Annotated in this window: 18 protein-coding genes; 5 read left to right on the top strand and 13 right to left on the bottom strand. The window is 74.8% G+C overall.

From position 1 onward, the window contains the following. The 4 genes from ACFWAR_RS34240 to ACFWAR_RS34255 all read right to left on the bottom strand — a co-directional run. Positions 1 to 215, bottom strand: a 215-nt coding sequence (locus ACFWAR_RS34240) for a biotin carboxylase N-terminal domain-containing protein (protein ID WP_385785981.1), incomplete at its 3' end; no start/stop codon positions are given. A 41-nt stretch (positions 216 to 256) separates the two neighbouring features. After that, positions 257 to 475, bottom strand: a complete 219-nt coding sequence (locus ACFWAR_RS34245; protein ID WP_385785921.1) for an acyl-CoA carboxylase subunit epsilon — start codon at positions 473 to 475, stop codon at positions 257 to 259. Beyond that, positions 472 to 2136, bottom strand: a complete 1665-nt coding sequence (locus tag ACFWAR_RS34250) for an acyl-CoA carboxylase subunit beta (RefSeq protein ID WP_385785923.1) — start codon at positions 2134 to 2136, stop codon at positions 472 to 474. The genes ACFWAR_RS34245 and ACFWAR_RS34250 overlap by 4 nt, the downstream gene beginning before the upstream one ends. Positions 2137 to 2203: 67 nt before the next feature. Next, positions 2204 to 3577 (bottom strand): MFS transporter, encoded by a 1374-nt coding sequence (locus ACFWAR_RS34255; RefSeq protein WP_385785926.1) that lies wholly within the window; start codon positions 3575 to 3577, stop codon positions 2204 to 2206. Positions 3578 to 4018: 441 nt separating this feature from the next. Here ACFWAR_RS34255 and ACFWAR_RS34260 point away from each other — a divergent pair, with 441 nt between their 5' ends. Further along, entirely contained in the window at positions 4019 to 6343 is a 2325-nt protein-coding gene (locus ACFWAR_RS34260) for a LuxR C-terminal-related transcriptional regulator (RefSeq protein WP_385785928.1), read from the top strand. A gap of 265 nt (positions 6344 to 6608) precedes the next feature. Here the strand turns inward: ACFWAR_RS34260 and ACFWAR_RS34265 are convergent, their stop codons facing one another. Continuing rightward, positions 6609 to 6803 carry a hypothetical protein gene (locus ACFWAR_RS34265; RefSeq protein WP_385785930.1) on the bottom strand — a complete coding sequence of 65 codons (195 nt, stop codon included), beginning with the start codon at positions 6801 to 6803 and terminating at the stop codon, positions 6609 to 6611. A 132-nt stretch (positions 6804 to 6935) separates the two neighbouring features. Between ACFWAR_RS34265 and ACFWAR_RS34270 the strand changes: the two genes are divergently transcribed. Together ACFWAR_RS34270 and ACFWAR_RS34275 are read left to right on the top strand one after the other, a co-directional pair. Further along, on the top strand, positions 6936 to 7955 hold the full coding sequence (locus ACFWAR_RS34270) for a hypothetical protein (RefSeq protein ID WP_385785933.1): 1020 nt from the start codon (positions 6936 to 6938) through the stop codon (positions 7953 to 7955). A 149-nt stretch (positions 7956 to 8104) separates the two neighbouring features. Next, positions 8105 to 9079 carry an AfsA-related hotdog domain-containing protein gene (locus tag ACFWAR_RS34275; protein WP_385785936.1) on the top strand — a complete coding sequence of 325 codons (975 nt, stop codon included), beginning with the start codon at positions 8105 to 8107 and terminating at the stop codon, positions 9077 to 9079. Here the strand turns inward: ACFWAR_RS34275 and ACFWAR_RS34280 are convergent. Genes ACFWAR_RS34280 through ACFWAR_RS34315 form a run of 8 tightly spaced genes read right to left on the bottom strand, consistent with a single transcriptional unit; the run spans position 9059 to position 19983 of the window. Then, complete coding sequence (locus ACFWAR_RS34280; protein WP_385785938.1) at positions 9059 to 9919, bottom strand: 4'-phosphopantetheinyl transferase family protein; 861 nt, start codon at positions 9917 to 9919, stop codon at positions 9059 to 9061. The genes ACFWAR_RS34275 and ACFWAR_RS34280 overlap by 21 nt on opposite strands. Continuing rightward, positions 9916 to 10191 carry an acyl carrier protein gene (locus tag ACFWAR_RS34285; RefSeq protein ID WP_385785941.1) on the bottom strand — a complete coding sequence of 92 codons (276 nt, stop codon included), beginning with the start codon at positions 10189 to 10191 and terminating at the stop codon, positions 9916 to 9918. The genes ACFWAR_RS34280 and ACFWAR_RS34285 overlap by 4 nt, the downstream gene beginning before the upstream one ends. Then, a complete protein-coding gene (locus ACFWAR_RS34290; protein WP_385785943.1) occupies positions 10166 to 12118 on the bottom strand; it encodes an HAD-IIIC family phosphatase in 1953 nt (650 codons plus the stop codon). The genes ACFWAR_RS34285 and ACFWAR_RS34290 overlap by 26 nt, the downstream gene beginning before the upstream one ends. Continuing rightward, complete coding sequence (locus tag ACFWAR_RS34295; protein ID WP_385785946.1) at positions 12115 to 13173, bottom strand: 3-oxoacyl-ACP synthase III family protein; 1059 nt, start codon at positions 13171 to 13173, stop codon at positions 12115 to 12117. The genes ACFWAR_RS34290 and ACFWAR_RS34295 overlap by 4 nt, the downstream gene beginning before the upstream one ends. Continuing rightward, positions 13170 to 16106 (bottom strand): type I polyketide synthase, encoded by a 2937-nt coding sequence (locus ACFWAR_RS34300; RefSeq protein ID WP_385785949.1) that lies wholly within the window; start codon positions 16104 to 16106, stop codon positions 13170 to 13172. The genes ACFWAR_RS34295 and ACFWAR_RS34300 overlap by 4 nt, the downstream gene beginning before the upstream one ends. Further along, complete coding sequence (locus ACFWAR_RS34305) at positions 16103 to 16387, bottom strand: acyl carrier protein (protein WP_385785952.1); 285 nt, start codon at positions 16385 to 16387, stop codon at positions 16103 to 16105. The genes ACFWAR_RS34300 and ACFWAR_RS34305 overlap by 4 nt, the downstream gene beginning before the upstream one ends. Before the next feature lie 39 nt (positions 16388 to 16426). After that, positions 16427 to 18199: an acyl-CoA dehydrogenase gene (locus ACFWAR_RS34310; protein ID WP_385785955.1), complete on the bottom strand. Its 1773-nt coding sequence runs from the start codon at positions 18197 to 18199 to the stop codon at positions 16427 to 16429. Further along, positions 18193 to 19983, bottom strand: a complete 1791-nt coding sequence (locus ACFWAR_RS34315; protein WP_385785958.1) for a fatty acyl-AMP ligase — start codon at positions 19981 to 19983, stop codon at positions 18193 to 18195. Before ACFWAR_RS34315 ends, ACFWAR_RS34310 begins: the two co-directional genes overlap by 7 nt. A gap of 278 nt (positions 19984 to 20261) precedes the next feature. On the opposite strand from ACFWAR_RS34315, the gene ACFWAR_RS34320 reads away from it, so the two are divergent. Both ACFWAR_RS34320 and ACFWAR_RS34325 read left to right on the top strand, forming a co-directional pair. Next, positions 20262 to 22919, top strand: a complete 2658-nt coding sequence (locus tag ACFWAR_RS34320) for a BTAD domain-containing putative transcriptional regulator (RefSeq protein ID WP_385785961.1) — start codon at positions 20262 to 20264, stop codon at positions 22917 to 22919. Between the two features lie 117 nt (positions 22920 to 23036). Then, the gene (locus ACFWAR_RS34325) at positions 23037 to 23237 is read left to right on the top strand and encodes a hypothetical protein (RefSeq protein ID WP_385785964.1); all 201 of its coding nucleotides are present in this window, start codon (positions 23037 to 23039) and stop codon (positions 23235 to 23237) included. Positions 23238 to 23245 lie beyond the last annotated feature (8 nt).

Below are 23245 nucleotides of genomic sequence, written 5' to 3' on the forward strand. Positions count from 1 at the left end.
GAATCGGCAGCCGCCTGAAGGACCTTCGCGATGTCCAGATAGCTGGCGGCCGGGGTGTCACCGCCCAGCGCGAAAGCTTCGTCGGCCGCGCGGACATGCGATGCGTCCCGGTCCGGATCGGCGTACACGGACACGCTAGCGATCCCGGCATCCCGGCAGGCCCGGGCAACGCGGACAGCGATTTCGCCACGGTTGGCGATGAGCACCTTGCGGATCGGGGCGTGGGCGCGCCTCGGGGAGGGGGGTACGGACGGGGTCACGAGGCCCACGCCCCCGGCGAGCGGAACGGCGCCCCGCGGCGGGCCCAGCCGGTGGCGGCGCACCCGCCCGGTCCGTCCGCCGTGTCCGGCTCCCCGGCCGCGGCGCGCAGCCGGGCCGTGAAAAGGACGGCGAGCGCCGCGGTCTCCTCCAGCGTCGGGTTCCCGCGCAGCACCCGCAGGCTCACCTGGGCGAGTTCGCTCGCGTCGGCGGTCACAGCGGGAGGTTCCCGTGCTTGCGGCTGGGCATGGGCACGTTCTTGCCGCGGAGCATGAACAGGGCGTCGATGAGCCGGGCGCGGGTTCGCGCCGGGTCGATGACGTCGTCGACGAGGCCGCGTTCGGCCGCGTAGTACGGGTGCATCAGCTCGGTCGTGTACTCCTTGATCTTCTGCGCGCGCATCGCCTCGGGGTCCTCGGCGGCCGCGATGTCCCGGCGGAAGATGACGTTGGCGGCGCCCTCGGCGCCCATCACCGCGATCTCGTTCGAGGGCCAGGCCAGGGCGATGTCCGCGCCGATGGAGCTGGAGTCCATGACGATGTACGCGCCCCCGTACGCCTTGCGCAGCACGAGCGAGATCCGCGGGACGGTCGCGTTGCAGTAGGCGTAGAGCAGCTTCGCGCCGTGCCGGATCACCCCGCCGTGCTCCTGGTCGACGCCGGGCAGGAAGCCGGGTACGTCGACCAGCGTGACCAGCGGGATCGAGAAGGCGTCGCAGAACTGCACGAAGCGCGCGGCCTTCTCCGAGGCCTGGATGTCCAGGACGCCCGCGAGGGCGGCGGGCTGGTTGGCGACGATGCCGACGACCTGGCCCCCGAGGCGGGACAGGACGCACACCACGTTCTGCGCCCAGGCGGAGTGCACCTCGAAGAACTCGCCGTGGTCGACGATCTCGCCGATCACCTCACGGATGTCGTACGCGGCGTTGGGGCGCGAGGGCACCAGGTCGAGCAGCCGCTCGCAGGTCCGGTCCGCGGGGTCGTCGAGCGGGCCGGTCGGCGGTAGTTCGCGGTTGTTGGAGGGCAGCAGCGACAGGAGGTAGCGCACGTCCTCCAGGCAGCTCTCCTCGTCGTCGTAGGCGAAGCCCGCGACGCCGGAGACGGCGGAGTGGCTGTCCGCGCCGCCGAGCCGTTCCTGGGTGACGTGCTCGCCGGTGACGGCCTGGACCACGTCCGGTCCCGTGATGAACATCTGCGAGGTGCCGCGCACCATGAAGACGAAGTCGGTGAGCGCGGGCGAGTAGGCCGCGCCGCCCGCGCAGGGGCCGAGGACCACCGAGATCTGCGGGATCACCCCGGAGTTGCGGACGTTGCGCTGGAAGATGCCGCCGTATCCGGCGAGTGCGGTGACGCCCTCCTGGATGCGGGCGCCCGCGCCGTCGCAGAGGCCGACGACCGGGGCTCCCGCGGCCTCCGCGAGGTCCATCAGCTTGTGGATCTTCTGGGCGTGGGCCTCGCCGAGCGCGCCGCCGAAGATGCGGAAGTCATGGGCGTACACGAAGACCGTGCGGCCGTGGACCAGGCCCCAACCGGTGACCACGCCGTCGGTGTAGGGCTTCTTGTACTCGAGCCCGAAACCGGTGGCGCGGTGCCTGCGCATCCCCTCCACCTCGGTGAACACGCCGTCGTCGAAGAGCAGCGCGATGCGCTCCCGGGCGGTCAGCTTGCCCTTGGCGTGCTGGGCGGCGGTGGCCTTCTCCCCCGGGCCGTCGGTCACCTGGCGCTGGAGCGCGCCCAGTTCGGCGGTCCGCTCGCGCAGCGAGGCGTAACGGACCTCCGGGACGGCCGCGGCCCGCGGCGGGACGTGCGCGACGGGGTCGGCCGGTGCGGCCTGCGAAATCGCCGGACCCTGCGCGGGCCGTACCTCGATGATGCTCATGCGGACCCCTTTCGACGCGGTGGCGCCCGACTGGTGGGCTGTGCGGCGTCGAGGTTCAGCGGGTCGGCTAAAGGCGGGCTTGCGCCACGGGGTGCGGCTGTGGTGCGGGTGCGGGGGACGCGGTGCGTCGGGTGCGCAGCAGGGCGATCCCGGCCAGCGCGCACAGGGCGGGGAGCACGCTCATCGCGGCCGTGACGCCCCAGAGGGCGGACGCGGGCTGCGCGGCGGCCGTACCGGTGCCGGAGGAGACGTAGCCGGAGAGCTGCAGCGCGAGCGCGCACAGGAAGGGGCCGAGGGCGAGTCCGAGCGATTCGGCGGCGCCGAACAGACCGGCCAGGACCCCGGCGTGGCCGTGCGCGCCGGTCCCCCGGTCGTGCGCGTGGCGGTCGTCCTCGGCGCACCGTTCGGCGAGCAGGGTGTACAGGCACAGCAACTGGCCCGCGTGGCCGGTGCCCGCGACGAGGACCACGAGGGGCGCGGCGAGGGGCAGGGCGGGGGTGAGCGCGAGCAGCGCGCAGCCCGCGGCGAAGACCGCGGTGGACCGGCGCAGCGCGGCCCGCGGCCCGCGGCGGGCCGCCAGTCGGGTCCAGCCGGGCATGCTCACCAGGTTGGGCAGGACGAAGGCGGCGATGAGCGCCGGGGTCATGGCGGGGGCGTGCAGCGCGTGCGCGGCGAAGTAGGGGCCCGCGGCCATGAGGCAACCGGTGGCGACCACTTGGAGTGCGGTGCAGCCGACGAGGGCGGCGAATCCGGGGGTGCCCCGCAGGACGGCCCAGGGCCGGGCGGCGCTCCGGTTCCCGGCCGTGACCGGCTGCGCGGCGGCGGCCGAGCCGCCCGGTGGGGTGACGCGGTGCAGGAGCAAGGTGGCCGTCAGGATCAGGGCCGCGCCGAAGAGGCCCGCCCAGCGGTGGCCGGCGAGTCCGCCGCCGGTGGCCCCGACCAGGGCCGGCGCCACGGTTCCGGCGGCGAGGGCGGCCACGGCGATGCCGGCCACCCGGCCGCCGACCAGGGCCATCCGGGCCCGCGGGGTGTCCGCGAGATCGGCCGGGAGCGCGGCGTAGGAGGCGTGGAAGAAGGCGAAGGCGGTGGCCGTGAGGGTGAAGGCGGCGGCGGTCAGCAGCGCTCCGGCGCTCCCCCGGGCGAGTCCGGCGAAGGTCAGCGCGAAGGCGGCGGCGGTCGCGGCGCCACCGCCCAGGACGTGGCCGCGGCGGGAGCCCGTGCGGCTGCGGCCCCGGTCACCGAGCCGTCCGGCCACCGGGGTGAGAACGACGTCCCACGCCTTGGGCAGGAGTACGACGAGACCGGCGGCCGCGGCGCCGACACCGAGGGTGTCGGTGAGGTAGGGCAGCAGGAGCAGTCCGGGCAGGGTGGTGAACACCCCCGTCACCACGGCTCCCCCGGCGTAGCCAATCCGAATCCGTACACCACGGGCAATCGGCATGCTTCTTTCCTCCTACGCGTGCTGCTACGGGGACCGGACCGCCTCTGATGATGCGAACTCCGGACCTCAACACCAGTCGGGGATATCCCTGTTGTGGCGGTTCGCAGAAGCCGCCGGGGATTCCCGCGGCGGACCGGAAGCGGAGCCGACCGTCACTAACCTTGAGGACCGCTCGAGTTCGGCTTGAGGGAGCGCTGCGGGGCACCGAGTGCCGTCCGGGTGCGGCGCGGGTCGCGGTCTCCGCTTTGCCCACACCTTGCCCGCGCTTTGCTGGCTCCTTAGACCATCGACGCCTTGTCAGGGAATTCCCTGAGAGAAGCTCTGGCCTACCCTGCCGACCTGCGCCGACCACCGTGCGGGGGCCGCCCGGCCGCGAGATCTTGGGGGAGCGCGGGCGATCCGCCCGCCCTCGCCGACCGTCCCAGTACCGAGGAGGCCGCCATGCCCCAGACGCCCGCGGGGGCGCCCGACCCCGCCGACAGTCCGGCTCCCCACACCCTGGAACTGGACCTGCTGATGCGGGATCTGGACCTGGCCAGGAGCTCGGCCGGGTTCGTCCGGCTGACCGGCGAACCCTGGATCGGCAAGAGCCACCTGCTGCGCACGATGGCGGCCGGAGCGCTGCGGCAGGGCTGGCGGGTGGCCGTCGGGCAGCCGCCCCGGGGCCGTCCGGGGCGCCCTTTCGACGCGCTGGTGGACGCCCTGGACCAGCAGCTCAGAACCACGGACCCGGCGCTGCTCGAGGGGCTCGGCCACGAGTGCCTGCGGCTGCTGGCCCGCGTCTTCCCCGCCCTGGGGGCCAGGCCCGGGCAGCCGGAGCGGGGGGACCACTGCGATGCGTACGAGACGTTCCGGGCGCTGCGGGACCTGCTGGAGCGCCTCGCCGGGCGCACCGGGCTGGTGCTCGTGCTGGACGACGCGCACCGGGCGAGTCCGGCCGTGTGCGACTTCGCCGCGCACCTGCTGCGCCACCCTCCCGACGCTCCGGTGCTCACCGTGCTCGCGCACCGGACGGGGCCGTCCGACCGGCTGCTGTCCGCGCTGGAGTACGAGGGGGCCGGTCTGCGGCACATCAGGCTCCGTCCGCTGACGGAGCGGCAGGCGCTGGCCCTGCTGCCGCCCGGGATCGAGCCGCTGCGCAGGCAGTTGGTCCTGCGGGACGCGGCCGGGGTGCCGGGCCTGCTGCGGGCGCTGGCGGGCGGGGAGCGGGGGCGGCCCGTCGAGGGGCCGCACAGCAGTCTCGAACTGGCCACCGGGGTGCCGCCGTTGATGACGGCCAGTCCTGCCGTGGACCTGCACGCGCTGTCCGCGCTGGGCTGGCGGACGGCCTGTGCGGCGGCCGTGGCCGGGGATCCGTGCAACCCGTCGGTGGTGGCGGCCACCGCGCAGCTGCCGCTGGAGGACGTCCTGCGCGGCATGGACGAGCTGCACGGCGAGGGCATCGTACGGGCGGGCCCCCGGGCCGGGTTCCGTTTCGTCCAGCCCGCGGTACGGGCCCTGGTGTACCACGCGGCCGGCGCGGGGTGGCGGCACGCGGCCCGGGAGCGGGCCCTGACGGCCCTGCGTGCCGCGCCCGGCGCGGACTGCGGGTCCGTGACCTCGGCGGCGGCGTTGCTGGAGGACGTCGACGCGCTGAGCGCGCAGGACGAGCGGTTGTTGGACCGCGCGGTGCGCGACACCCTGTTCCTGCAGCCCGGGCGGGCGGCGCGGGCCGCCCGGCGGATGGCGGACCGGCCCGGCGCCCCGCTGGAGGCGCACCTGCTGCGGTGCAAGGCCCTGGTGCTGTGCGGGCGGTCGGCGGAGGCGGCCGACGAGTACGCGCAGCTGTGGCCCCGCCTGCGCACGGCCGGGGCGGGCGCCGCCCGGGAGGACGCGGTGGTGTGGCGGGCCCGGGCGCTGCGGATGCTGGGGGCGTACCCGGCGGCGCGGCGGGTGCTGGATCCGCCCGCGGCGGCGCCCTGGCCGCTCCCGGGGCCGGGCGGCGGCGCTGGCGGTGGCGGTGGCGCGCACGAGCGCTACGGCGAACTGACGGCGCTGCTGCTGGAGTCCGGGGGCCGGGCCCTCGGGGCGGCGCTCGTGGCCGCGGAGAGCGCCGTACGGGAGGTCCCGGAGCACGACGTACTGGCGCACGCGCACGCCCTGGCCCGGCTGGGCGCCGTGCACGCGGCCACCGGGAGCCCCGAGTCGGCCCTCGACGCGGCCGGGCGGGCGGGGTCGCTGCTGTCGGGGCTCGACGACGTACGGGTGGCGGCGGAGGTCGAGGCGCTGCGCTGGCTGGGCGAGGCGGAGGCGGAAGCGGGGGATCCGCGGCAGGCGCGCACCCATCTGGAGCGCGGGTTCCGGATAGCCCTGCGGTTCGGGCAGGGCCATCTGCTCGGCCGGCTGGCCCTGGGACTCGGACGGGCTTGTCTGCGGGCGGGCGACCTGTCGGCCGCGACCCTGCACGCGGAATTCGCCAATTCCGAATTCACCCGCCCGGGCCAGCCCCTCACCGCGGCCGCACAGGATCTTATGCGGAACACGGAAATGCCCGACGAGGTAAACTCCCCCATTCCCCTCACGGCCCTACTCAGCAATCGCGAACATCAAATAGCGGAGTTGATAGGGCCCGGCCTGACCAATCAACAGATCGCCGCGAGCCTCAATATCAGCGTGAAGACCGTAGAAACCCACATGGGGCGAATATTCAAGAAACTCGGGGTGCGGTCCCGGGCCCAGGTCGTCTATCTGAACTCACTGAATCCAGCCATCGCGGGACCGGAGTAGCGGGCGCGCGGGCCACCACGGAGGCCGGGCACGACAACGCCCCGCCACCCGGGCGAGGGACCCGGGGACGGGGCGGAAGGAGGCGGCCGACCGGCGGGGGATCCAGTGACGCGGCCTCGCGGGAGCAGCATCGCCCCGGCTGCTTGCAGTGGGCTAAAGCATCCCCGGGCCGCCGCCCGGACACAGCGAACGGGCGGGCCGGAAGACTCCCGGCCCGCCCGTCGCACTCCCGCTCATTCGTACGGGTACCCCGCTCGACGCCCCGTCAGTGGCAGATCGAGCCCCACTGGTCGTCCTCCGGGCAGGGCAGCGGTGGTGCGGCGACGACCACGACGACCGACCCTTCCGTCGCACGACTATGCGGAGCGATGTCCTCCGTGACGCCCACGCCCGCCACACCGACGATTCCAGCCGCGCCCAGAAGTCCGGCGGCGAGCTTTCTCAGAACGGTGCTCCTCATGTGTTACCCCCAAGTTCGACAGACCGTGCGTGCAACGACAGACTGTCAATGGCGCGGAAGCATTCCAACACATTCACGATGACGTAAAGTTGCCTGGCAACAAGTCCTCGCTACCCGGGGGAGTAATGCGGGATGTCTGAAAGCGCCCTCTCTGCTACCGGTTTCGCCAAATTAGACGACGTCGACGCCAAGGCCTACCGCAATGCCGTGCTGCTCGGCCGCTTTGTACGGGAGGAGATGGCGGCGGCACTCGGCGTCACCATCGAGAAAGCCGCGAGCGTGGAGCAGCGGCTGGCTTCGCTGAACCTGCTGCGCCCCATGCCCGGTGAGCCGAACCTGCTCGTACCGGTCAGCCCCGACGCCGCCGCCGCGGACCTGGTGGGGCCCACCGAGAACCACATCCGCGACCTCCAGCAGTCCGTCACCGACGTCCGGACCCGGATGCGGTCGCTGCTCCCCGCCTACTTCGAGAGCCGCCAGCAGCGCAACCAGGCCGAGGCCTTCGACGTGATCAGCGACGTCGACGTGCTCCAGGCCATGCTGGACGAGTGGGGGGACAAGTGCCGGACCGAGGTGCTCAGCGCCCAGCCCGGTGGTTCCCGCCCGCCGAACCTGCTGGCCACCGCGCGCCCCAAGATCCTCGAACGGCTGCACCGGGGGGTGCGGATCCGCCACCTCTACCAGCACACCGTGCGCGGCGACCTGGCGACGACCGCCTACATCCAGGCAGTGACCGAGGGCGGCGCCGAGGTGCGCACCACCGACGAACTGATCGACCGCGTGGTCATCTACGACCGGGAGGTGGCGTTCCTGCCCGAGCAGCACGTGGTGGGCCGCCAGCCCGGCGCGGTGGTGGTGCGCGAGCCGACCCTGGTGGCGTTCCTGTGCAAGGTGTACGAGCACCTGTGGGCCGGAGCCACCAAGTTCACTCCCGGTTCGGCGGACAGCGCCGAGATCACCGACGACGTGAAGCGCTCGATCATCAGGCTGATGGCCCAGGGGTACAAGGACGAGCTGGTCGCCCGCCGCCTCGGCATGTCCGTGCGCACCTGCCGCCGCTACATCTCCCAGGTGATGCTGGACGTCGACGCCACGAGCCGGTTCCAGGCCGGGGTGAACATCGTGCTGTCGGGCCTGCTCGACCTCCAGTGACGCGCGCCCCGGACGGGTCCCGGGCGGCCCCCGGGACAACGTGCCAGTCAACAAGCTGACAGCGCGGTGGCCTGGAACCGCCGTGCCCCCGGCGCGACCCTGGGCACGAGGCCACGCCCCGGGCGGGGCCCGTCCGGGAAGGGGTGTGCATGGAGCGATCCACGCTCGACGGAGGCCCGCGCGCCGGTGGCAGCACCCGGCACCTCGTCCACCGGCCGAGGTCCGGCGGCCCGGCCGCCCCGGCGGACCGGGCGCAGGAGTTCGTCCTGGCCGGGGAACTCCCCACGGCCCACCCGCTCTTCAACGACGGCCCGGGGCTCTTCCACGACGCGCAGGCCGCGGCCGCGATGGTCCGCGAGGTGGGGGAGGTCATCGGCCAGGGGTACTTCGGCGTGCCCGCCGACCGGACCGGGATCTTCTACCAGTTCGGACTGGACATCTCGGACGTCGGCGCCTGGCGCCGCTACCCGGGTCCCGCGCCGCTGGTGGTGACCATGTCCGTGCGGCCCGAGAAGATGATCGACGGGGTGCCCCGGGCGTTGGAGTTCCGCACCCGCTTCGAGATCGACGGGACCCCGGCCGGTGCCGGGTCGGCGAAGCTGCTGTTCCTCGCCCCCGTGGTGCACCGCAGTCACCGCGAGCACAGCCGGACGGCCGCGCTCAAGGCGGCGGCCGAGCTGGGCGGCGTACCGCACGGCGGGCCCGGGGCGCAGCCGGCCGAAGTGGGCCGCGCGCACCCCGCCAACGTCCTGCTGCGCGACCCGCTGACGCTCTCCGGGCACCAACTGTCCGTGGGGGTCCTGGCGCCGCGCGAGTGGAACGGTCCGGCCGGGCCCGACCACGGCCAGGCCTCCGCGGTCATGCTGCTGGAGGCCCTGCGCCAGACGGCGCTGCTGACCGCCCGGCGCACCCACGGCCTGGAACCGCAGCACAGCACCACGGCCGTGCTGCGCACGCACTTCCGCGGCTACGCCGAGCCGGACCTGCCGCTGCGCTGCACGGCGGTGGTGCAGCCGGTGGGCGAGGACCCGCTGGGGCGGCCGCTGCTGCCGATGCTCATGACGCTGACGCAGGCGGGACGGGCGGTGGTGGAGGCCACCGCGTCAGTCGTCGAGGATCTGTGACCAGTCGGCGCGTTCGGCCTCGAGCGCCCGCTGGATGGCCCCGGCGGCCTCCTCGTCCAGCATCGAGGTGATCTCGGTGTCCAGGGTCCGGCCCAGGCCCGCGTCGTAGACGGCCACGCTGACCACGAAGCCGGTGCCGCCACTGGCGAGGGCGAGGGTGCGCAGCGCCCATTCGTCGCCCGCGCCGACGGTCCCGTCCGGCCGGTGCACCTGGGTGGGTCGGCCGTCCGGGCCGAACCCGAACTCGGTGAAGCGGAACTGGATGCCCTGGCCGATCGCCTTGCTGTAGGCCTCCTTCAGCGTCCACAGCCGCACCAGACTGGGGTTGCGCCCCTCCTCGGGGAGTTCGGAGAGCATCAGCCGCTCGGCCGGTGTGCAGATGTGCCGGTCCAGCCCCCTGCTGTAGATGCGGCGGTCGGCGCGCTCGGCGTCCACCCCGACCAGCCCGCGGGTGGTCAGCCCCACCAGGAGCAGGTCGTCGGTGTGGCTGAGGCTGATGTCGATCTGGTCGCAGCCGCGCAGGTACGGGCGTCCGGTGGGTCCGTACGCCAGCTCCAGGTCCGTCGCCTCGGCGCGCAGCGCCGCGGCCGCCGCGTGTTTGAGCAGCCGTCTGGAGGCGGCGTAGCGCTCCCGGATGTCGGTGTGCGCGATGTCGAGGTAGCGCGACCAGTCCCGGCCGAGGACCGCGCGCAGTGCGGGCCCCTCCCCGTCGCGGGGGCGCCAGTCGGCGAGCCGGCCGTGCACCAAGGCGGTGCCGTGGGTCCGCAGGTCCTCGCGCACCCCGGACCAGTCGGTACCGTCCGCAGTCACGGCGATCGGGTCGCCGCCCGCCGTCTTCATCGTGGGCCTGTCCCGTCGGTGGTGACCAATGAGTGGATCTGGCGCATGGTGCGGGCCTGGAGCACGCTGCTCACCGGCACGCGGCGGCCGGTCTCCTGCTCGAGGAGCATCACCAGCCGCAGCAGGTGCACGGAGTCCCAGGCGGGCAGCGTGTCGAAGTCCGCGGCGGCCTGCTGCTCGGTGAGGTCGAGGCCGAGTTCGTCGCGCAGCAGCCGCAGGAAGTCCGCGAGGCCGCCCGCGGCCGGGTCACCCGCCGTGTCGTGGCTGCTCATCCGTGTCTCCTCCGAAGTCGGCTTGCAGGGTCAGATGGGCGGGGACGGCCGGGATCTCGGCGAGGTCGTGCCGGAAGGACACCTCCTCCCCGCCGCCCGGTGCGTCCTCGACGAACCCGAGCGACGGGTAGAAGCCGCGGGCCCGTACGTTGCTGCGCGTGGCCCGGTAGCGGGCGCGGACCGAGGGCAGGCCGCGGGACTTGGCGTCCGCCAGCAGGGCGGTGAGGCAGCCCTGTTCGACGCCGCGGGCCAGGGCCCGGCAGCTGAGCAGCATGTTGTCGATGTGCATGCCGTCGGCGCCGTCGTGGGCGAAGACCGCGCCGACCAGCCCGCTGTCCCCGAAGCGGTCGCTGAGGCGCACCGCGAGGAGCCTGCTGCCGGACCCGCGGGACAGGGCGGGGATCCGGTCGGCGGGGACCCTCTCGCCGGTGAGGTTGAACTGGTTGGTGCGCAGGGTGAGTTGGGACAGCCGGTTGAACTCGTGGCGTTCGGGGGGCGAGATCCGTACGACGACCTCCAGTTCCCGCAGGTAGGCGTCGTAGGACCCGAGGTCCTCCTGCAACCGGGTCCGGGCGGCGGCGGCGTGGTACTGGCCGGTGCGGCCGCGGTCGTCATCGGTGACGTGCGGGGTGTCGAACCAGCCGTCGGCGAGCAGCCGGGTGACGTGCAGGGCGGGCTCGGTGCCGAGGGCGATGACCGGGGTGTCCGGCAGGTGGCGGCGGATCAGGGCGCGCTCCGCGGCGGAGTCGTCGGCGAAGACGAGGGCGTCGGTGGCGATGCCCAGGTGCCGCGCGACGTCCCGCAGATTGGCGTCCTTGGGCTCCCAGTTGGCGTTGATCCGTACGAAGTCGCTCTCGCGCAGGGTCATGTCGGGGTGGTCGCGGAGCACCTCGAGGACCGGTTCCCGGTCGTTCTTGCTGCTGACGGCGAGCAGGACGCCCTGGGCGGCGAGCTGGCGGGCCACCCGCTGGAGCGCTCCGTACGGTTCGCCGCGCAGGGTGTGGCCGCAGTCGATGCCGTCGGGGCCGTCGTCGCTGAGCACCCCGTCCCACAGGGTGTTGTCGAGGTCGAGCACCAGGCACTTCTTGGTCATGCCGCGCCGGGCGCGCAGGACGTGGACGGCTTCGCGGGCGAGGGCGGCGAAGAGGGCGGAGCCGAAGGCGGAGCGGGTGTAGAGGGCGAGGCGGGCGTCGGTGGCGGGGCCGGTCTCGGCGATCAGCGGGTCGAGGTCGACGACGGTCAGGGCCGGGTGCTCGGCGGTCAGCCGGAGCAGCCGGGCGTTGAACTCCCGCCACACCGCGCCGAGCAGGGCGCGCTGCTGCTGGTCGATGATCTGCTGGGTGTGGCGGCGGGGCAGCGGGAGGGTGTTCAGTACGAGCGCTCCGGAGCCGCCGCGGCCGTGGGCGGCGGCGACGCCCGAGAGCCGGTCCAGCAGCCGGGCGCAGGACGCTTCCACGTCCTCGGTGGTCCAGGGCAGCGGCAGCTCGCCGAAGACCGCGTCGGCCTCCAGGACGCACAGGGTCAGTTCGGGCGCGCTGGTGCGCAGCAGGCTCGCGGGGTCGGTGAGGTCGCGCAGGTACGCACCGTGGTCGCCGGTGACGAGGGTGGCGAGGAGTCCGTGGCGGGCCAGTTCCGCGATCAGCGGGTCGCCGAGCTGGGCGGTGGTGGAGTGACCGGTGACGGCGACGGTGACCCGCGGGGTGCCGGGGTGACCGGCCAGGACGTCCTCGGGGCGCAGCCGGGCGAGCAGCCGCCCGCAGCGGACGAGGTCCTCGCCGAGCTGGGCGTCCGTGCGGTCGGGGGCGTCCAGCAGTTCGGCGATCAGCGGGGCCACCTGGGGGTACTCGGCGGCGAGGAGACCGGTGGCGCGCAGGTCGCGGAGCCGGTCCAGAGGGGTGGGCGCGGCCGTGCCCGTGCTGGTGGTCATCGTTGTCCCTCCCCCGGGCGGACCTTCTCCAGTGCCAGCCCGGCCTTGATCCACTTGCTGGATTCGACGGTGACGGACAGGGCCCGCCGACCCGGTTCGAGACCGGGCATCAGGCGGTCGAGCTGGAGCAGTGGCAGGGCGTTGCCGGTGTTCCCGGTCTCGCGCACGCAGGAGATCTCGCGGGCGCCCGGGGGCATGCCGAGCCCGGCCACGATCTGTTCGGTCATCCGTCCGGACAGCTGGGGCGGCAGCAGGAAGTCCAGGTCGGCGGGGGTCCATCCGGCGGTGTCGAGCAGTTCCCAGAGGATCTCGGCGGCCATGGCGGGGACCGCGGCCTCGATCGTCTTGTAGTCCTCGAACAGCATCCGGCGGCCGGGGTCGGGCGGCGCCGCGCCGTGCCAGTCGACGACCTGTCCGGCGGCGCGGCCCAGTCCGGTGAACCGGTGCAGCAGGGCGCGTACGGCGACGGCCTCGCCGACGGGGTCGGCGCTGACCACGGCGGCGGCCGCGCCGTCGCCGAAGAGGACGTAGTTGATGAGCTCCTGGGTGGGGAGCGCGACCGCCCCGCGCCGGGCGTCCAGGAACCGGTCGGTGACGTCCCCGCCGATGACCAGGCCCGTGCGGTGGCCGCCCGCGAGCAGGGCCCGGCCCACGTCGAGGGCCTGTACGGCGCCGGAGCAGCCCGCCTGGAGCTGGTAGGTCGGAAGGTGGTCGAGGCCGAGCAGGTCGGCGACCCGGTTGGCGGTGGTGGGCAGCAGGGTGTCGGGGGTGGCGGTGGCCAGGACCAGGAAGTCCAGGTCGCCGGGGTCGGTGCCGGCGGCGGCCAGGGCCCGTTCGGCGGCCTCGGCGCACAGGTCGGCGAGCCCGTACAGGACCTCCCCGCTGTCCAGGTCCCAACCGAAGTGGCGGGTCCGGGTGCCGACGAAGAGGTCGGTCCAGTCCTCGCTGATCCCGAACGCCTTGGCCATCCGGGCGTTGTCGACGGGGGCGCCGGGCAGGGCCGAGCCGGTGCCCGCGAGGTACAGCGCGGCGCGGGCGGCGGGGCGTGCGCTCATGTGGTGGCCCCCACGCTGATCCACTCACGGACGAGTCCGGCCAGCGAGCCCACCGAGCGCAGCGCGGGCAGGAGCTGCTGGACGGTGAGGCCCACGGCCTGCGGGAGGTGGGCCTCGAGCCGGTCCTTCAACTGCATGATCATGACGGAGTCGAAGCCGAGGTCCTCGTAGAACCGGGCCTGGTCGTGGACCTGTTCGCGCGGGTACTCGCCCACCTCGATCACCGCTTCGACGACGGCGGCCAGCACCGGATCGCGCTCCTGGGCGGCGGTGGCCGCCGCGGCCGTGCTCCGGGCCGGGATGGTGGCGGCGGGTGCCGGAGCGGCGGTGTCCGGCGCCGCCGGGGCGGGCGCGGCGACCGTGCGCCAGAACCGGTGGTCGGCGGAGAAGGCGTAGGGGGCGAGCCGTTCGGTGCGCCGGTGCGCCGGTGCGTAGAGGGCCTCCCAGTCGGGTTCCATCCCGCAGCGGTACAGCCCGGCCAGGGTCTCGGCGAGGTCGGTGGTGCCGGCGCCGCGGCCGGGGGCGGGGTGCAGCAGCCGGACGCCCGGGGCGAGTCCGGAGCGGCCGACGAGCTGGACCAGGTGCGGGGCGGGGCCGATCTCCAGCAGGCAGGTCGGGGCGGCCTCCTCGACCAGGGCGGCCAGGGCGTCGGCGAACAGCACCGGACCGGTGGCCTGGGCCGCCCAGTACGCGGCGTCCAGGGGCTCCTCCCCCACCATCCGGCCCAGGCCGGTGGAGGCGAACGGGATCCGGGCCGCGCGGGGCACCGCGTCGGCGGCCCGCTCGGCGAACCGTGCGGCGGCCGGGGCGATCAGCGGGGAGTGGAAGGCGTGCGAGACGTGCAGCGGGCGGCAGCGGATCCCGCGCACGGCGAGGGCCTCGGCCACCCGGCCCAGGGCGTCCAGCGCGCCCGACAGGGCCATGTCCTCGGGGCCGTTGACGGCGGCCAGCACGATCCCGGGCTCGGCGGCGATCAGGTCGCGCACCACCTCGGCCCCGGCGCGGACGGCCAGCATGCCGCCGCCTTCGGGCAGCTCCGCCATCAGCGCGGCCCGCTCGGAGACCAGCCGGGCCGCGTCGTCGAGGCCGAGGACGCCCGCGGTGACGGCCGCCGCGAACTCGCCGACGCTGTGGCCGAGGACCGCGTCGGGCACCACGCCGAGTTCGGCGAGGGTGGACGCGAGGGCGTGGGCGACCGCGAACAGCGCGGGCTGGGCCCAGCGGGTGTGGTGCACGGCCGGGTCGTCGTCGAGGATCAGGTCGCGCACCGAGTCCGCGGTGTACGGGCGCAGCGCCTCGTCCACCTCGTCCAGATGGCGGCGGTAGACGGGGGACTCGCGGTAGAGGGCGGCCGTCATGCCGGGTTCCTGGACGCCCTGCCCGGTGAAGAGGAACCCGACGACGGGCGGCCGCCAGGCCCGGTCGGCGATGCTGGCGCGCAGGCGTTCGTCGTCGGCGGCGGTGCGCAGGGCGGCGGCGAGCCCGGTGGTGTCGCGGGCGGTGAACGCGGCCCGGTAGGGCAGTCCGGTCTTGACCCGGTTGCTGGTCCAGCAGAGCGCGGCGGCGTTGCCGCGCGGGCGCCTGGCCAGCAGGTCGGCCTGGGCGCAGAGGTTGCGGCGGAGGGCTTCCGGGGTGTCGCCGGAGACGGTGAACACGCCGACGGGGGCGGGTCCGCGCTCGGCGATGCGCGCGGCCTTCGGGGCGGTGGCCAGGACGACGTGGGCGTTGGTGCCGCCCATGCCGAAGCTGCTGACCCCGGCGAAGACCTCCCCGGCGGGGAGCCTGAGGGGGGCCTTGAGCAGGCTCAGTCCGCGTTCCTCGAGGCGCAGTTGCGGGTTCTCGCGGGCGGCGGCGCGGCTGGCGGGGACGATCCGGTGGTGCAGGGCGAGGGCGGTCTTGATCAGTCCGGCGATCCCCGCGGCGCCCTCCGTGTGGCCGATGTTGCCCTTCACCGACCCGATGGCGCAGGGCTCCGTACGGGGTACGGCGTGCACCTCGCCGAGGGCGGCGCACTCGATGATGTCGCCGAGGGCGGTGCCGGTGCCGTGGGCCTCGACGAAGCGGACCTGGTCGGGGGTGATGCCCGCCCGGCGGTAGGCGGCGGTGACCACTTCCTGCTGGGACCAGCGGCTGGGGGCGGTGACCCCGTTGCTGCGGCCGTCCTGGTTGACGGCGGAGCCGCGGATGACGGCGTACACGCGCTGGTGGTCGGCGAGCGCGTCCTCGAGCCTGCGCAGGACGACGACGCCGACGCCGTCGCTGCGGCCGATGCCGTCGGCGTCGGTGCTGAAGGGCTTGCAGCGGCCGTCGGGGGCGGCGAGTCCCATCTGCTGGTAGACGAGGCCGAGCGCGGGGGTGAGCACCAGGTTGACGCCCGCGGCCAGGGCGGTGGAACACTCGCCGGACAAGAGGGAGTTGACCGCGAGGTGGACCGCGACGAGGGAGGAGGAGCAGGCGGTGTCGATCGCGAGGCTGGGACCCTTGAGGTTGAGGTGGTAGGAGATCCGGTTGGCGATCATCCCGGCGCTGCTTCCCGCGCCCAACTGGGGGGTGACGCGGGCGTAGTCGCCCATGTGGAGCTGGGCCCATTCGCTGCCCATCACGCCGACGAACACCGCGGCGTCACTGCCCGCGAGGGCCGCCGGGGCCCGGCCGGAATCCTCCAGGGCGCGCCAGGCGCACTGGAGCAGCAGCCGCTGCTGCGGGTCCATGGCGGCCGCCTCGCGGGGCGGGACGCTGAAGAAGTCGTTGTCGAAGACATCGATGCCCTCGACGAACCCGCCGCGCACCTCCGGTTCGAAGCCGGGGGCCCGGCGCGCCTCGGGCAGGGGGCCGACGGCGTCGCCGCCGCACATCAGCAGGTCCCAGTAGCCCTCGGTGCCGACGGCTTCGGGGAACTGGCAGTCCAGGCCGACCACGGCCACGGCGGTCACCGCCGCGACCCCTTCGCCTCGCGGACGCCGTGGGCGGCCAGGTGGGCGGCCAGGGCGGCCACGGTGGGGTGGTCCCAGGCGAGCGAGGGCTCCACGGCGACGCCGAAGTCGTCCTCGATGTCACCGCAGAGACTGAGCGCGCACACCGAGTCCATGCCGTACTCGGCCAGGGGCACCGTCGGGTCGATGCTCTCCGGCAGCCGGTCGAGGTAGACCGCGAGGTGTGCGGTGAGCCATTGGTAGAGCGGGGGCTCGCCGTGCCGTGACGGGGAGTGCTTCATCCCTGGAGCTCCTTCGGGTCCTGGTACTCCGGGGTGCGCTCAGCCCGGAAGGGGGGTGTTGTACAGGTCGTAGCTGCGCCGGTCGCCGTAGCGGGCCAGGACCTCCTGGTGGACGCGGGCGGTGCATTCGCCCGGCAGGTCCACGGCGGGGGTGCCCAGCCGCTGGGCGACGCGGTGCAGGGCGGCGGCCGCCCACGAGGGGTCGGCGAGGAAGGGGTCCCCTCCCGCGCGGTTGTGCCACCACACGCCGAGCACGGACGCGGCGGTGAGCACCAGTACGTAGCGGTCGGCGAGGGCGAACCAGGCCGGTCCCACCGGGTTGCCGGGGCCGGGCTCGGGCAGGGCCACGACCCGGCTGCGCAGTTCGTGGAGCTCGGCGGCCATCTGGCCCGCGAGGGTGCGCAGGGTGCGTTCGGCGGGGGTGGCGCCGGGCAGCGAGGCGGAGATCTCCAGCATGCTGGCGCTGACGCTGTCGCGGCCGCAGGCGAGGGAGAGCCCGCCGTGGTCGAAGGGGGGCAGCGGCCCGGCGGGCCGGAAGAGTTCGGGCGGCGCCTCGGCGCCGGTGAACCAGGAGCCGGTGGCGAGCGCCCTGAGCTGCGGGATGATCGTGGCCTGGCAGGCGACGGTGCCCGCGTGGCCGAGGCTGACCACGGGCAGGTCCCGGACGTGCTTCTGGAAGATCCCGACCGTGCCCTCGCGGGTGTAGAGGTGGGAGCCGAGGACGGTGGCGAGGTCGTACAGGGTGTCGTTGAGGACCCGTGGCAGCAGGGCTTTGACGGCCGAGGAGTAGACGCTGGTCTCGGCGGGCAGCAGGTGCAGCGCGCGGGTGGCGACCACGGCCAGGCAGTCGTAGAGCAGCAGGTTGACGAAGGATCCGGCGAGGGTGGCCGCCGTGTGCTGGGGGTCGACGGGTGCCGGGCCGGAGCCGCCCGGGCCCTGGGCGCGGTCGACCATGACGGCGGTGCGCAGGCCGGTGTCCACGGCGGCGGACACCAGCGAGGCCATCAGCGTGCGGCTGACCTGGAAGGAGCGCAGGGCGATGGGCACCCCGCCGCCCAGGGCGCCGAGCAGGGCGTCCTCGGGGACCGGGCACTCGTCGAGCTCGACCCCGGCGAAGGGGGCGCCGCGCAGGCCGAGGGCGGGCGGGCGGCGGGTCACGCGGTAGCGCTCGGCGGGCAGCGCGTGCGGGTCGAGCAGGAGCGCGGAGTGGCTGCCGCCGCCGGGCTGGCGTCCGGTGCGGCAGAAGAGCACCAGGGCGTCGGCTCGGTGCAGGTTGAGGACGACGGGCTTGCTGCCGGTGACCGAGAGGCCGCCGCCGGGGTGCGGGGTGGCGTGCACCTGGCTGCGGACGAAGTCGTTGGTGTGGGCGGTCTCGTGCTGGGCGATGGACGCCTTGGAGCCGCCGAGCATCAGGCCGGCGAGCCAGTCGCGCTGCGCGGGGGAACCGTGCATCCACACGTCGGAGGCGGCCATGAAGCCGGTCATGCCGTACCCGGCGCCGAGGGCGACGTCCCGGCGGAAGACGGGGCGCATCACCCGGAGCAGGGTCTCGGCGGAGTCGAAGCGGCCGCCGAGCCCGGTCGGCACGAACTCGCGGTTCATGCCGAAGTCGTCGAGGAGGTCTTCGGCGTCGGCGCAGAGCGCCGCCCGCCGGTCGGCGGTGAGCAGCGCCTGGTACCCCGCCGGATTGCCCGGCGCGGCCGGGTCGCCGAGCAGGTTCTCCAAGCGGGCGACGCGGGCGGTGGCCGCGTCGGGTTCCGGGGCGCCGCGCCGCGTCCGGGGCGGTGCGGGCGTCGCGAGGGAACTCACCACGAGGTGCTCCGCTCCGTCCGCCGGGCCGGTGCGGCGGCGGGCGCCGCGGGGTCCGCGACCAGGGCGCGCACGGCCGGGTCGAGGGTGGCGTGGACCGCCGAGAGCTGGCCCTCCAGGAAGAGCTTGCGCATCAGGTTGCGCTGGACCTTGCCGCTGGTGGTGCGGCGCAGGGTGCCCGCGCGCACCAGCACGATGTTGCCCGCGGGGATGTCGAAGTCCTGGCCCACGAGGACCTGCACGCGCCGGGCCAGTGCCTGGAGCCGGTCCTGGTCGGCGTTGGGGGCGCGCACCTCGTGGACGACGACGAGCTGTTCGCGGTCGGCGTCGACGGTGAACACCGCGCCGTGTCCGGCGCCGAGGGCGGGGCTGATGTCGCGGATCGCCCACTCGACGTCCTGCGGGTAGATGTTGCGCCCGTTGAGGATGATGACCTCCTTGAGGCGTCCGGTGACGTACAGCTCGCCGTCGGCCAGGGCGCCCAGGTCGCCGGAGCGCAGGAAGCCGGTGGTGCCGTCCTGGAGCGCGGCGTGGAAGGTCTGGGAGGACTGGAGGGGCTGGCGCCAGTAGCCCTGGGCGACGCTGTCGCCGCGGATCCAGATCTCGCCGACGCGTCCGGCGGGGAGTTCCGCTCCGGCCACCGGGTCGACCACGCGGACGTCGAAGTCGCGCACCCGCCCGGCGCCGACCAGGGTGCGGGTCGCCGCGTCCGGGGCGGGGGCGCGCAGTTCGTCGCGCTCCAGGGCGGCGGCGTCGACGGTGAGCCTGCGGTGGCCCTCGCCCGGTACGCCGCCGGAGACGACCAGGGTCGCCTCGGCGAGGCCGTAGCCGGGGTAGAGGCTCTCGGGGCGCAGCCCGGCCGGGGCGAAGCGGCGGGCGAAGCCGTCGAGGGTGTCGGGGCGCACCGGTTCGGCCCCGCACAGGGCCAGGCGCCAGCTGGACAGGTCGAGTTCGGCGAGCTGCGCGTCGGTGACCCGGCGGGTGCACAGGTCGTAGCAGAAGTTGGGGCCGCCGCCCACGGTCAGTCCGTACTCGCCGATCGAGCGGAGCCAGCTCACCGGCCGCTTGATGAAGGAGACGGCCGGCAGTTGGACGGAGAAGGTGCCCAGCCACAGGGGGTGCAGGAGGTGCGCGATCAGGCCCATGTCGTGGTAGTGCGGCAGCCAACTGGTGAACCGGTCGGCGGACGAGGTGCCCAGCATGTTCTGGATCGCCCGCTGGTTGGCGAGGAGGTTGCGGTGGGTGACCATCACCCCGCGCGGCTGGGAGGTGGAACCGGAGGTGTACTGGAGGAAGGCGATGTCGTCGGGGCCGGTGCGCGGAGGGCTCCAGTCACCGGGGTCGGCGCCGTCCTCGACGTCCGTGGCCAGGCAGACGGTCTCGCCCCGACCCGTCATGGCGAGCCAGAGCGAGCTGTCGGGGGCGTTGTCGGAGTCGGTCAGCACGAGCCGGGCCCCGGTGTCCTTGAGGATCCCGGAGACGCGCTGGAGGCGCTCGCCGCGGTCGCCGGGCAGGGGCGCCGGGACGGCGACGGCCCCGGCGTACAGACAGCCGACGAAGGCCGTCAGGAACTCGGGGCCCGGTGGGTAGAGCAGCAGGACGGGCTGTCCCTGTGCGCCGTGCTCGCGCAGCCGGACCGCGAGGGCGCGGGCCCGGCGGTCGAGGTCGGCGTAGGTGAGGTGTTCGGCGCCGCCCGGGTCGCGCAGGAAGACGTGGGCGTCCGCGGTGCCGCGGGCAGCGGCGCGGTCCAGCAGCAGCTCGGTGAAGGTGGTGGATACAGCGGTCAACGTCGGCCCCCTCGTAGCGCGCTTGGGGCAGCAGCGGGGCACGTGACGCCCTCTCCCGCCAAGGCCCGTCCATGCTCGGAGCGGAGGCTAAAGCGCTGCTTGCGACCCGTGTCCGGGGCGCGGCGCACACGAGAACCGGACAGAGTCAGGGGTACGGATGTCCGAATCCCGGGGTGGGGGGTTCCCTACAGTTGCCGGACAGTCGAAGGGGGCGCGGGGGAATGCGATTTCGTGTGTTGGGTCCACTGGAGGTCAGTTCGCCGGGGGCGGAGGTGTCCGTGCTGACCCCGCGGGCCGCCAAGATCCGGGTGGTGCTCGCCACGCTGCTGGTGCGGGCGAACGAGATCGTCTCGGTGGACAGCCTGATCGACGAACTGTGGGGGGAGAACCCGCCCCGCACCGCGACGACCACCTTGCAGGTCTACGTCTCCCAGCTGCGCAAGCTGCTGCACGGCGCGGACCCCGAGTACGGCCGGGACTCGCTGGTCACCCGGCCGCCCGGGTACCTGCTGAGGCTGGACCCCGCGCAGCTGGACCTGACCGTCTTCGAGGAGCTGCACCAACGCGGCCGCGAGGCGATGCAGCGCGGTGACCGGGCGGCCGCGGCGGACCTGCAGCGCCAGGCACTGGCCCTGTGGCGGGCGCCGCTGGTCTCCGACACCCCGCACGGCCCGCTGCTGGACAGCATCGCGGTGCGGCTGGCCGAGGTGCGCACCGCGGCGCTGGAGCAGCGCGTGCGGGCCGAGCTCCACCTGGGGCGGCACCAGGACCTGGTCGGGGAGTTGCAGGCGATCGTGTCCGAGCTGCCGATGCGCGAGGAGTTCCACGCGCACCTGATGGTGGCGCTCTACCGGACCGGGCGTCAGGCGGACGCGCTGCGGGTCTTCGCCCGGCTGCGGCGGGCGCTGGTCGACGAGTTGGCCGTCGAGCCGGGCCGACCGTTGCAGGTGCTGCACCAGCGGATCCTGACCGGGGATCCGACCCTGCTCCAGGCCGCCGCGCAGGCGGGGGCCGGGCCGTCGGCGCGCACCGCGGCCCGGGGCGCCGGTGCGGGTTCCCGTGCCGGTGCCGTGTCCGCCGCGGGCGGGTCCGCGGCGGTCCCGGCGCCGCCGCCGGGGCCGTCCGCTCGGGAAACGGTGGAGGAACTGCCCGCGCGGGACCCGGTGTTCGTCGGGCGCGCCGAGGCGCTGGACGATCTGAGCACCCTGCTGCGCGACGTCCCGGTCGGCGGCTGCGTGGCCATCACCGGGGCGGCCGGGACCGGCAAGACCGCGCTGGCCGTCACCGCCGCCCACCAGCTGGGCGAGCTGTTCCCCGGCGGGCGCGTCTTCCTGGAGCTGGGCGGCGCCGCGCCCCGGGACCCCACCGCGCCCGAGGATCCGGCGGCCGCGGCGGAGCCCGTCGCGTCCCTCGTCCGGCTGCTGCGCCGGTTCGGGCTGCGCGGGGAGCTGCCCGCGGACGAGGCGGGGCTGCGCCGGGTGCTGCGCGGGCTGACCGAGGGGCGCCGCGTGCTGCTGGTCCTGGACGGCGTCGAATCCGCCGAGCAGGTCCGCGCGCTGCTGCCGGACACCCCGGGCAGTACGGCCCTGCTGACGGGCCGTCGCGTCCCGGACGGGCTGACCAGCCGGGTGCTGACCCTCGATGTGCTGCCCCAGGACGAGGCGCGGGCGCTGTTCACGGCGGCGGCCGGCCGGCCCGTGTCGCCGCGCGGCGGCCAGGACGCCGTCCGGGAGATCGCCGCGCTGTGCGGCGGGCTGCCGCTGGCGCTGCGCGCGGCGGCGGCCCGGCTCGCCTCGCGCCCGCACTGGGGGCCCGAGATGCTGGCCTCCCGGCTGCGTGACGAGGACCGGCGCCTGGGCGAACTGCGGGCCGCCGCGCCCGGCTTCTACAGCAGACTGCGATCCTCCTACGACGCGGTGGACGCCTCCGCCAAGCGCGCCTTCCGTTTCCTCGGGCTGCTGCCCGCCGGGCCGTTCGCCGCCGCCGAGGCCGCCGCCGTCCTGGGGGTGGCGTCCACCGCGGCCGCCGAGGGCCTGCTGGAGGTGCTGGCCCGGGAACGCCTGCTGGCCGTGAGCCCGCCCGCCACGGAGCGCGGGACGCGCTACCGGCTGCACGACATGTGGCGGCTGCTGGCGGTGGAGCGGCTCGCCGCCGAGGGCCGCGCGCAGGAGGTGCGTCCGGCCGTGGCCCGGCTGGCGGACGTGTTCTGCGCGCAGGCGCGGGAGGCGGCCCGCGCCGTACGGGTCGACGGGATGCACCCGCTGGAGTGGTTCGCGCAGCGGCAGGACGCGCTGCTGACGGTGGTGCGGCGGTGCCACGCGGACGGGCTGTGGTCGGACACGGTCGCCCTCGCCGATGCGATGGCCGGGTTCCTGGAGGCGCAGGCGGCGTGGGAGAGCTGGGAGACCTCCCACCAGCTGGCCCTGGACGCGGCGCGGCAGCTGGAGGACCTGGCCGTGGAGGCCCGGTTGCTGCGCTCGTTGGGCGACCTGGCGTGGCAGCGGCGGAGCCTGGCGGCGGCGGGCGACTACTACGAGCGGGCGTTGCTGACCGCCGACGCCGCTCCGGCCGCCGCCGAGCGCGGCCGGGCCCTGGTCGGGCTCGCCGATCTGCAGCTGGACGCCGGGGCGGCGGCCGGAGCGGCGGCCCTGGTCTCCCCCGCGCTGGACGCGGTGGCGGGCGATCCGCGCGGACGGTACGAGGCGCAGCGCGTGCTGGGCCTGCTGGCGCTGGAGACGGACGGGCCGGTGGCCGCGCTGGCCCACTTCACGGAGTGCCTGGGCCTGGCGGTGGCGCTGGCCGACCACCGGCTGGAGGCGTACGCCCGCCGCTGGCTCCAGCGGCTGCGCCGCCCCCAGGAGGGCGCGGGCGGGGCCCCGGCCGGTTGGTCGGAGGTCCGCCCGGGCGTCTGGCGCCTCCCGCCGTCCACGATCTGACCACTTCCACAGGCCGGGCTTTAGCGGGTGGGGGGTTCATCCGTGGTGGGGCGCCGCTCGTCGGGGCGGGGCTCCGTACGGTCCGTCGTCCCGTGTCCGTCTCCCCGAGGAGCCTTCATGTCCCGTCCCGTCTGCCCCGTCACCGCCCGCACCGCCGCCAAGGCCCCCGCCGTCGTCCCGCCGGCCGAGGCCGCCCTCGCCGCGGACACCGCGGACGCCGTGGACGCCGTCGGCGCGCCCCGGCTGCAGAGCGCCGTGATCACCGACCTCGAGCAGCTCGTCGCCGACCTGGGCGGCGCCGACGCCCTGGAGAACTGAGCACCGCG

Source organism: Streptomyces sp. NPDC059917, assembly GCF_042730635.1.
GTDB lineage: Bacteria > Actinomycetota > Actinomycetes > Streptomycetales > Streptomycetaceae > Streptomyces.

Excerpts from the sequence above, each read along its gene's own strand:
- ACFWAR_RS34250 (WP_385785923.1), bottom strand. The coding sequence starts at position 2,136 with ATGAGCATCATCGAGGTACGGCCCGCGCAGGGTCCGGCGATTTCGCAG.
- ACFWAR_RS34255 (WP_385785926.1), bottom strand. The coding sequence starts at position 3,577 with ATGCCGATTGCCCGTGGTGTACGGATTCGGATTGGCTACGCCGGGGGA.
- ACFWAR_RS34260 (WP_385785928.1), top strand. The coding sequence starts at position 4,019 with ATGCCCCAGACGCCCGCGGGGGCGCCCGACCCCGCCGACAGTCCGGCT.
- ACFWAR_RS34265 (WP_385785930.1), bottom strand. The coding sequence starts at position 6,803 with ATGAGGAGCACCGTTCTGAGAAAGCTCGCCGCCGGACTTCTGGGCGCG.
- ACFWAR_RS34270 (WP_385785933.1), top strand. The coding sequence starts at position 6,936 with ATGTCTGAAAGCGCCCTCTCTGCTACCGGTTTCGCCAAATTAGACGAC.
- ACFWAR_RS34275 (WP_385785936.1), top strand. The coding sequence starts at position 8,105 with ATGGAGCGATCCACGCTCGACGGAGGCCCGCGCGCCGGTGGCAGCACC.
- ACFWAR_RS34280 (WP_385785938.1), bottom strand. The coding sequence starts at position 9,919 with ATGAAGACGGCGGGCGGCGACCCGATCGCCGTGACTGCGGACGGTACC.
- ACFWAR_RS34285 (WP_385785941.1), bottom strand. The coding sequence starts at position 10,191 with ATGAGCAGCCACGACACGGCGGGTGACCCGGCCGCGGGCGGCCTCGCG.
- ACFWAR_RS34290 (WP_385785943.1), bottom strand. The coding sequence starts at position 12,118 with ATGACCACCAGCACGGGCACGGCCGCGCCCACCCCTCTGGACCGGCTC.
- ACFWAR_RS34295 (WP_385785946.1), bottom strand. The coding sequence starts at position 13,173 with ATGAGCGCACGCCCCGCCGCCCGCGCCGCGCTGTACCTCGCGGGCACC.
- ACFWAR_RS34305 (WP_385785952.1), bottom strand. The coding sequence starts at position 16,387 with ATGAAGCACTCCCCGTCACGGCACGGCGAGCCCCCGCTCTACCAATGG.
- ACFWAR_RS34325 (WP_385785964.1), top strand. The coding sequence starts at position 23,037 with ATGTCCCGTCCCGTCTGCCCCGTCACCGCCCGCACCGCCGCCAAGGCC.